Below are 6,346 nucleotides of genomic sequence, written 5' to 3' on the forward strand. Positions count from 1 at the left end.
CTGCCCCTTTGTCACATGTGGCCGAAAAACTCGGCGTCGGCTGCTCGCCAGGGGCGGAAGGTGGCGGGATCGACCTTTACGTGCGCCGCGGCGGGCACGTCGTACCATTTGACCGTGTAGCCCGCGCCGTGGGCGCAAAAGACCGAGTCGGGCGTGTTGGGCAGATCGGCCTCGGGCTCATAGGCGGCCGCCTCGATGACGCGCTCGGCATCATGGCAAGCCGCATAACCGGCGAACTCCAGGTACAGATGCCCGCGACCGCTCGTGTAGGCAGCTACCTCCAGCGCATAATCCTGCACCTCGGATGCCGGCACGCGACCCACAAGCTTCGCCCTCTCGCCCGCCATTGCCGGCGGCTCGTACTCGGCACCCATGCGCGTGGCATCCGAGAGCGCCCGGCCCACGCACTCCCCCGGCACCTCGAGCTCAAAGTGGTACCACGGCTCCAGCAACACGTCTGCGCCGGCCTCGCGCGCCTGCATCAAACCCTGGCGAATCGCGCGGTACGTGGCCTGGCGAAAATCGCCGCCCTCGGTGTGTTTGGCATGCGCGCGGCCGCCCGTGAGCGTAATGCGCACATCGGTGATGGGCGAGCCGGTCAGCACGCCCAGGTGATCGCGCTCCATGGCGTTGGTGAGTGCCAAACGCTGCCAGTTAAGATCGAGCTCGTCGGTCGAGGTCACGGTGCCAAACTGCACGCCCGAACCTGCTGGCAACGGCTCCAGGCGCAGATGTACCTCGGCATAGTGGCGCAGCGGCTCAAAGTGGCCCACGCCCTCGACCGGCTGCGAGATCGTCTCCTTATAGAGAATGCCGCCGGACTCAAACGCAATCGAAAAGCCAAAGCGATCGGCCAACACCCGCTGCACGACCTCGAGTTGCACGGCGCCCATCAGCTGCAAATGAATCTGCTCAAGATGCGTATTCCAGCTTACGCCGAGCATGGGATCTTCGTCCGCCAACTCAGTCAGCGCTTTAAACACCGCATGGACATCATGTTCGCCCGGGAGCACCGTATAGGTAAGGACCGGCGCAATGACGGGCGCATCGCACCCGGGCTCCGCACCCAAGGCATCCCCCGGGCGAACGTGCGCAAGACCCGTCACGGCACAAATACCGCCAGCGGCAACTTCCTGGGCAAGCTCGTACTTCTCTCCGTTATAGATGCGCACCTGATCGACCTTCTGCTCCCATGCCTCGGCGCCGGAACGTCCGTCAATCATCTGTTTGGCATGCAGTGTGCCGCCGGTCACTTTAACCCAAGCCAAGCGCTCGCCACGAACACCTCGGCTGACGCGATAGACGCGCGCGGCGAACTCCGGGGCCCACGCCTGTTCACGCATCAGCGTGCACATGCCATCCAGCAGCTCGCCCACGCCCTGGTCCTTGAGCGCCGAGCTGGCAAAGCAGGGAAAGAGCTTGCGCTCGACAACCATGCGCGACAGCGTTGCGACAGAAAGCTCGCCCGTCTCAAGAAACTCATCGAGCGCCGCCTCGTCCAACGCAGCAGCGTCCTCCTGAACGGCACCACCCGCCAGTAGTTCGCTGGCATCTAGGCAGCCCTCGGAAAGACGCTGCCCAAGTTGTGCCAGCAAAACATCGCGGCCGGGATTCTCCAGATCGATTTTGTTGATAAAGACGAACGTCGGGATGTCATAGCGCGCAAGCAGGCGCCACAGGGTTTCGGTGTGTCCCCGCACGCCATCGTTGGCGCCCACAACCAAAATCGCGTAGTCGAGAGCGCGCAATGTGCGCTCTGCCTCGGCCGAAAAATCCACGTGACCGGGGGCGTCCACAAGCATGACGTGGGTATCTCCGTGGTCGAGTACGGCCTGCGACGAGAAAATCGTGATGCCGCGCTCGCGTTCGATAGCGCTGGTATCCAGGTGCGAGTCGCCGTCGTCCACACGGCCGCGCTTGCGAATGCGACCTGCGTTGAACAGCATGGCCTCGGCCAGCGTAGTCTTGCCGGCATCGACATGCGCCAAGATTCCAACGACCGCTTGCTTCGACATGGCTCTCCTCTTATTGCAAGCCCACCGCACGCGGCAACGGGCATTCTCGTTCCACACTGGATGATACAATTTACGGGCCGGCGGGCGAAGCGGGCCCTATCCCCCGACCGAGCTCATCGCCCCGCGTTGCCGCGCGGCGATTTTCGTGGGTTCGCGCCTTGCGAAAGCCGGCACCTCCCCTTAACAGCGCAGCGATCAATAATGGCCCCGCCCGGGGCCATTTTCATGTACATGGATTGTTGATGCGTGCCCCCGCTCTTATGCCTCGCGCAGCCAGTCGAACGCAACGCGCGGCGTGCCGTCGGACACATACACGACGCCGGCGCGCTCGAACCCTGCCTTGAGGCTCGCACCCTGCATGGGCAGGTTGTCCGCGTGCGTATCGATACGCAGATGGTCGGCACGCTCCTTGGCAAAGGCAAACATCGCGGCCGCGATACCGTGCACGGTGCCGTCGGACGCCACGCGGTGCAGCACGGCGTACGGAGTGTCGCTGCGCCACTGACCGTCCTCGATGACGTCATAGCACTCGTCCGGGCCCGGCAAAAAGGCAAACGTCGCCACCACGCGACCGTCGACTTCGCACACATAGCTGCCACCGGCGGCGATATCGGCAGCCAGCTGCTCGGCCGAAGGCGTGCCCTCGGGCCACTGCGTGGCGTTGCCATGCGCGCGCATAAAGGCGCGGGCGGCATCATAGATAGCCATGACGGCGGGAATGTCGGTATCGAGGGTTTTTCTGATCATCACGCGGCGACCTCACGTTTATTGGTATCACTTTGATTGAGCAATGATACCAGCGTTTGGAAAGGGCAAGGAGCGGATGGGGAGCAAAAAGCGAGCCGCCTGGTCAAAGGCCAAAAGCGAGTTTTTGGGCGCTGCCACCGGCGGCGATATGAGCGATCTGTTTGCGCGCGAAGACGAGCGCCGCGACGCACTAGACGCCGAGCGCGATGAAGCCTGGCGCTACAAGTCGTGCGAACGCAAAAACCGTTACGACACGCGCGCCGAGGCCGAGGCAGTTATGGCCGACTGCGAAAACCGCGGGCGGCGCGGCCTTGCCTGCTACAAATGCGAATACTGCGGCGGATGGCATCTGACGTCGCACCCCTGGAAATAGACCCCGCATCGGCACGGCGCTGGCGAAGCGCCGGCCATCGCACGCAAGCTACGGGCGCGGCGGCACCAAAACATCGTAGCGAACGGCCTTGCCCGCAAGCTGATAGCTCGGCTTAACGCCGGCAAGCAGAGGCCCCTTCACCGGCCGCTTGATAACGACCTTGCGCGGGTGCGGTGCAAGCGCAGCTTCGACCAGCGTCTCCTCATCGGCGCACGGCTGCTCCAAATGGTGCAAGAGCTGGAACTTCTTTTTAACCGCCGCGCTCTTGGTGCGCTCGGGAAACATGGGGTCCAGATACACCACGTCGGGAGCCGCGAGCTCACCGCGCTCGACCAGCTCAGCCGTATGGCAAAGGCCGGCAATGCTGTCCTCGCCCGCATGTAAGCGCATACGCGCCACGGCAGCCGCAAGCGCCGGATCATCCGCCGCGCGGCCCAAGGCATCCTTGAGGAGCGCCGCGATCACGCAGTCCTGTTCATACAGATCGACGGTAAAGCCCGCTGCCGCCAGCAGCAGCGAGTCCTCGCCAAAGCCTGCTGTGGCATCAATCGCCCATGGTTGTTCGATGCCTTTTGTGCGCGCAGCCTTTACCAACAGCTCTTGCTGCAGACGACCCTGCTTGAGCCGTGGAAGTATGCGGCCAAAATCGGCACGCAACTCCATCGTGCCGTCGGTGAGCGTAAGGCCCTCGGACGTCCGCACGAGCTCGAGCCCAGCAGCCCGAGCAACAGAAAAGGGATCGACGACGCCCATGGACACTCCTTAGCAAGCAAAGCGGATACGTGAGCGCCGTTGATGTCGGCGCCCAACCGTCCACTATTGTCCCACATGCGACATGGCCCACAGCATCCCAATGCAAAGCACCGCCATCAATCCCGTGCACACGGCAGCGATCACAGAATCGCCCATGCGCTTTCCTAACGACCGCGGCTCGCGCGCTTGCCCTGTTCCGTACATCATGGCTCCTCCTTAGACCAACTCCTTGTTACGCCCTCATCATTGCAGCGCCGCACATGGGCTGCCATCGATTTGACTTACGTCCAGCTTTCCTTTTTGAAAGGTTGGACCGTGCAGGCAAGAGACGCTTTCAGGCGCATGCATCGCCGCGTTGAACTACAATGTGCTTCACCATATGTGCAGTACATAGGGTGCGCCAGGTTGGCGTACTCGTATCGAAAGGACCAGCCATGAGCTTCACTCGCAAGACTCTCAAAATCCTTGCCCTGATTTATTTTGTTCTGGGCATCGCCAGTCTCGTCATTGGAATCGCCGGCATCGCGACCGGCAAGTTCGAGTCCACCTACGGATCGAACGCCATGCTCGCGGCGGCTGTGATTATCGCCAAGGGCCTCATCGATCTTGCCGCGGGCGTTGCGGGCATCAAGGGTGCCAACAAGCCTTCGCAGGTTGACGGCGCGTTTAAGCTCGGTATCGTTGCTGCAGTCGCCACGCTTGCCCAGGCGGTGCTCACGCTTCCCGCGTTTGGCGGCGACGCCATCAACTTTGGCGCCTTTGTCATCGTGGTGTACGACCTGTTCTTTGTTCAGCAGGCCCACGCCGTCAAGGCCGAGAACAAGGACCGCCTGTAAGCGCTCGCTTCTCATAGCCTCTGCAGCCAAGCAACTAAAAAGGGCCGATCGCACATCTCCGCGGTCGGCCCTTTGCATTTGCCCAGATAAAACCTGCCAAAATAAACCTGTCCCTTTTTGGTAGGTTAGTGGCGGTACTCGGCGATGATGAAGTCGATATCGGTCTGAAGGGTGTCCAGGTTTGCCAGGCGCTCTTTGTCGGCAGGGCGCGTGCGGTAGTAGTACGGCGTCATCTGAAACACCGCCTCGATATCGGCCTGCGTCTGGAGCGTAATGTTCGCAGACACCCGTTTCGTGCCAACCAACTCGAGCTCGGTTGTCTGCGGCAACTTCTCGTCGTTGAGATACGGCGTGTCGTAGAGCACCTCCTTGAGCCCAAACAGATGCCGCGCACCCGGCACCACGGTGTAGAGCGAGCCCTCGGGTGCCAGCACGCGGGCAAACTCGCGCTCGTTAAAGGGGGCAAAAAGCTCGGTCACCATATCGAAAGCGCCATCAGCCACGGGGATGTCCTTCATGTTGGCCACGAAGTAGGTCGCATCGCCGCGCTTGGCAGCCAGGCGCACCATCTCTTTGCCCAAATCGAACCCGTAAACATCCGCACCCGGCACCGCGCCCATAGCGCTGGTGTAATAGCCCTCGCCACAGCAAATATCGAGCAAGGTCAGCTGCTTGTCCGTAGACACCCCGTGCTCTGCCGCCCGCGCGCGCACCAGCTCGACCATCGCATCGCGCAACGGCGCATAGTAACCGCGGTTCAGAAAGTCACGACGGCTGCGCGCCTGCGACTTGGGATCGCCCATGGAGTCGCCGCTCTTGGACGAGCGCAGCAGATACAGATAGCCCTCGCGCGCACGGTCAAACCGATGTCCGCCCGCGCATGCAGCACCGCGCTCGTCGTCCACCAACGGCTCATGGCAAACGGGACACAACAACATGGCAACTCCTTAGCGCGGACAACACAACGCCCACCATTGTCGCACGCCTCCCCCACCTAGTCATTGGGTGTTCCTATAGTTTTGTCAACCTTCGACGCTACTCCCGGTAGGGCACCCGGTCGCGCATCACGGCGTATATCGCCCTGAGCCGCCTCCTCGCGACGGCCTTGAGCGCCCGCCCGTGCCCCATGCCCCGCGCCCTGCAGGCCCGGTAGTACTCGCCGTAGCGCCCCGACGACCTCACCAGGCTGTTGCACGAGAAGATCAGAAGAGACTTGAGCCTCGCGTCGCCGCGCCTGGACGCCCTGACCGACCTCACCGACGTGCCGGAGCTCCTCACCCTCGGGGCTATGCCGCAGTACGAGGCCAGGTGGTCGTGGTCCGGGAACCTCCCGATGTCGACCGACACCGCGAGCTGCGCCGCGGTCCTCGGGCCGATGCCGGGCACGGTGAGCAGGCACGCGTAGGTCTCGTCGCCCTCGAGCAGCGCCGCCGTCTCGGCCTCGAGGGCCCCGGCCTCGTCGAGGGCCTCCGATATCCGGGCGGCCAGGAACCTGACCTGCCTGTTCTCGGCCTCGACGAGCGCCGGCGGGGGCGCGGTGGAGGCGGCCGCGGCCTCCCCGGCGGCCTCGGCCCGCGGGCCCCCGGCCCCGGAGCGGGCGATCCCCCACGCCCCGCCGAACC

Annotated in this window: 7 protein-coding genes; 2 read left to right on the forward strand and 5 right to left on the reverse strand. The window is 63.3% G+C overall.

From position 1 onward, the window contains the following. Positions 1 to 11: 11 nt before the first annotated feature. Together DXC79_RS06215 and DXC79_RS06220 are read right to left on the reverse strand one after the other, a co-directional pair. Positions 12 to 2,015 (reverse strand): translation factor GTPase family protein, encoded by a 2,004-nt coding sequence (locus tag DXC79_RS06215; protein WP_117635533.1) that lies wholly within the window; start codon positions 2,013 to 2,015, stop codon positions 12 to 14. 258 nt (positions 2,016 to 2,273) lie between these two features. Next, entirely contained in the window at positions 2,274 to 2,762 is a 489-nt protein-coding gene (locus DXC79_RS06220) for an N-acetyltransferase (protein ID WP_117635534.1), read from the reverse strand. A 76-nt stretch (positions 2,763 to 2,838) separates the two neighbouring features. Here DXC79_RS06220 and DXC79_RS06225 point away from each other — a divergent pair, with 76 nt between their 5' ends. Continuing rightward, on the forward strand, positions 2,839 to 3,135 hold the full coding sequence (locus tag DXC79_RS06225; protein WP_055310006.1) for a hypothetical protein: 297 nt from the start codon (positions 2,839 to 2,841) through the stop codon (positions 3,133 to 3,135). Between the two features lie 48 nt (positions 3,136 to 3,183). Here DXC79_RS06225 and DXC79_RS06230 read toward each other — a convergent pair whose 3' ends face one another. Continuing rightward, positions 3,184 to 3,888 (reverse strand): class I SAM-dependent methyltransferase, encoded by a 705-nt coding sequence (locus tag DXC79_RS06230; protein WP_117635535.1) that lies wholly within the window; start codon positions 3,886 to 3,888, stop codon positions 3,184 to 3,186. A gap of 434 nt (positions 3,889 to 4,322) precedes the next feature. Between DXC79_RS06230 and DXC79_RS06235 the strand changes: the two genes are divergently transcribed. Continuing rightward, positions 4,323 to 4,724, forward strand: a complete 402-nt coding sequence (locus DXC79_RS06235; RefSeq protein WP_117635536.1) for a hypothetical protein — start codon at positions 4,323 to 4,325, stop codon at positions 4,722 to 4,724. Between the two features lie 125 nt (positions 4,725 to 4,849). On the opposite strand, the gene DXC79_RS06240 is transcribed toward DXC79_RS06235, so the two are convergent. Further along, complete coding sequence (locus tag DXC79_RS06240) at positions 4,850 to 5,662, reverse strand: putative RNA methyltransferase (RefSeq protein ID WP_117635537.1); 813 nt, start codon at positions 5,660 to 5,662, stop codon at positions 4,850 to 4,852. Positions 5,663 to 5,759: 97 nt separating this feature from the next. Beyond that, positions 5,760 to 6,346, reverse strand: a 587-nt coding sequence (locus tag DXC79_RS06245) for a transposase (RefSeq protein ID WP_147327483.1), incomplete at its 5' end; no start/stop codon positions are given.

It is taken from the genome of Collinsella sp. TF08-11AT (assembly GCF_003437035.1).
Lineage (GTDB): Bacteria > Actinomycetota > Coriobacteriia > Coriobacteriales > Coriobacteriaceae > Collinsella.

Coding starts and splice junctions, on each gene's coding strand:
- DXC79_RS06230 (WP_117635535.1), bottom strand. CDS start 3,888: ATGGGCGTCGTCGATCCCTTTTCTGTTGCTCGGGCTGCTGGGCTCGAG.
- DXC79_RS06240 (WP_117635537.1), bottom strand. CDS start 5,662: ATGTTGTTGTGTCCCGTTTGCCATGAGCCGTTGGTGGACGACGAGCGC.
- DXC79_RS06235 (WP_117635536.1), top strand. CDS start 4,323: ATGAGCTTCACTCGCAAGACTCTCAAAATCCTTGCCCTGATTTATTTT.
- DXC79_RS06225 (WP_055310006.1), top strand. CDS start 2,839: ATGGGGAGCAAAAAGCGAGCCGCCTGGTCAAAGGCCAAAAGCGAGTTT.
- DXC79_RS06220 (WP_117635534.1), bottom strand. CDS start 2,762: ATGATCAGAAAAACCCTCGATACCGACATTCCCGCCGTCATGGCTATC.
- DXC79_RS06215 (WP_117635533.1), bottom strand. CDS start 2,015: ATGTCGAAGCAAGCGGTCGTTGGAATCTTGGCGCATGTCGATGCCGGC.